Origin of the sequence: Chromohalobacter sp. 48-RD10 (assembly GCF_029889785.1) — a bacterium.
Lineage (GTDB): Bacteria > Pseudomonadota > Gammaproteobacteria > Pseudomonadales > Halomonadaceae > Chromohalobacter.
Map to the genome: position 1 here is coordinate 1 of NZ_JARANX010000109.1, position 1901 is coordinate 1901.

3 protein-coding genes and 1 pseudogene are annotated in these 1901 nt (G+C 56.9%); 2 read left to right on the top strand and 2 right to left on the bottom strand.

Annotated features, from left to right (window positions below; genetic code table 11):
* Positions 1-455, bottom strand: a 455-nt coding sequence (locus tag OP496_RS17460) for an Rpn family recombination-promoting nuclease/putative transposase (protein ID WP_280565154.1), incomplete at its 3' end; no start/stop codon positions are given.
* Positions 456-729: 274 nt separating this feature from the next.
* On the opposite strand from OP496_RS17460, the gene vapB reads away from it, so the two are divergent.
* Positions 730-960 (top strand): type II toxin-antitoxin system VapB family antitoxin, encoded by a 231-nt coding sequence (vapB, locus tag OP496_RS17465; RefSeq protein ID WP_075370572.1) that lies wholly within the window; start codon positions 730-732, stop codon positions 958-960.
* Positions 960-1370, top strand: coding sequence for a tRNA(fMet)-specific endonuclease VapC (vapC, locus tag OP496_RS17470; RefSeq protein ID WP_280565155.1), 411 nt, complete (start codon positions 960-962; stop codon positions 1368-1370). The genes vapB and vapC overlap by 1 nt, the downstream gene beginning before the upstream one ends.
* A gap of 96 nt (positions 1371-1466) precedes the next feature.
* On the opposite strand, the pseudogene OP496_RS17475 reads toward vapC, so the two are convergent.
* Positions 1467-1901, bottom strand: a pseudogene (locus OP496_RS17475) (transposase); the annotation flags it as partial.

Consider the following 1901-nt stretch of genomic DNA (forward strand, 5'->3'; position numbering starts at 1 on the left):
CTCGGGGGTTCCGGGGCGATCATGCGATAGACATCCAACGGCGCCGCCCAGCGGTCCACGCCATTGTAGAGCACCACCGGAAACACCGGCGGCAGGCCTTGGTAAGGAGTGGTGACCTTCTGCTTGAGTAGCTCGCTGTAGAAGCAAGCGACGTAGTGCATCAGCCGGATCGGCATGGTGCGATCCACCGACGACTGAAACTCGAGCAGGATGTACAAATACATCTCTTGCGTCACGCCGTCCCAAGTCACTTCCACCGACCACACCACATCCTCGATCTTCTCTTCGAACATCGGCGTGATGTAATGGCCGTTGTGCTGCTTGAGCGTCGTGAAGTCCATCAGCGTGGCGATCTCGGCTGGTGCAAAGCCTTCGATCAGCTGCTGCACGAATTCCGGGTAGCTGAACAGCTCCTTGTAGCCGGTATCGTGATGATTGGAAGTCGTCTCGGCCATGCGCGCTCCTATCTCGATCTTGGAAGCCTACCGCGTTGCCGGCACCTGCGACAGGGACTATCGCGAATAAATTCACTCCCACTAATATTTTCTCACAACCTGGGTGGCCACTCTATGTGGCGTATCTTGTGGGAGGCCTTCGCGAGAGGCACGCACTGACGCCCTTCTTGCCTTTCTTCCTGGGGGCCTCAAGGCTTCGATTCATGCACATTGACAGCCTTCTTGAGCCTCACTACATTGGGATATACATAAAGAATATCCCAAGGTGACTGTCATGCCTCAAGGTTCCGTTTTCCAATCCAATCGCAATCAAGCCATACGTCTCCCCAAAGCAAGCGCCCTTCCTGAGGATGTAAAGCGTGTCGAGATCATATCCATCGGCAGGACGCGCATCATCGTCCCAGCGGGAGAATCATGGGATAGCTGGTTCGACGAACCTGGCGCCACGGCGGATTTCATGTCCACGCGCGAGCAGCCAGAGGATCAGCGGCGGGAAGCATTCTAATGCTGAAATATATGCTCGACACCAATATTTGCATTTATACGATCAAGAACAAACCGCCCTCAGTGCGGGAGATCTTCAAGCGCCACCACAGTCAGATGTGCATCAGTTCCATCACGTTGATGGAACTCGTCTATGGCGCGGAGAAATCCAGTAATCCCGAGCACAACATCGCCGTCGTCGAAAGCTTCGCAGCGCGTCTGGAAGTTCTGCCTTACGATAACGATGCCGCTGCCCATACTGGCCAACTAAGAGCCGAACTCACGAAAGCGGGTACCCTTATCGGGCCTTACGATCAGATGATCGCGGGTCATGCACGCTCGCAGGGCCTGATTGTCGTCACCAACAACCTGCGTGAATTCGAGCGCGTTTCGGGGCTGCGCCTGGATGACTGGACGACTCATGCCCCATGAGGCACCTCGCCGCCCACCCGCCAGACTCGGCCACAAACAACAACGGCCCTGAAAGGGGCCGTCTAAAACGTAGTTCATGATCCATTCGCTGCAGGATCAGTGCGTGTCTTCTTCGCGCAGCCCTTCCACGTCGGCCACCGTCAGCCCCGTGGCCTCGGCGATCTGTTCATCACTGAGTACCCCCAGCTTGATCAGGTTGCGGGCAGTCTTCTCGATGCCCCGTTGTTCGCCTTCCTGGCGGCCTTTTTCTTCCCACCGTTCAGGCCATTGCTTGATGCGTTCTGCCAGCATGTCGTGTACCTCGTGTAGATCCTGCAACTCGTTGAACTCGGGCAGTTCCATCCCTGGCGCTCGGTTGGGCAGCAGTACGCGGCGTATCCACACCACGAAGGCCCGTCGTAGCCCGGTTTGCTCGGGCGTCTTGAGCCACTCGACCAGCGTGCCCAGCACCTCCAGCATATCTTGCTCGTCGCGATTGTGCTCCAATCGAAAGAGCGCAGCAGCTACGTTGCGCATGTGATCCGACCACTC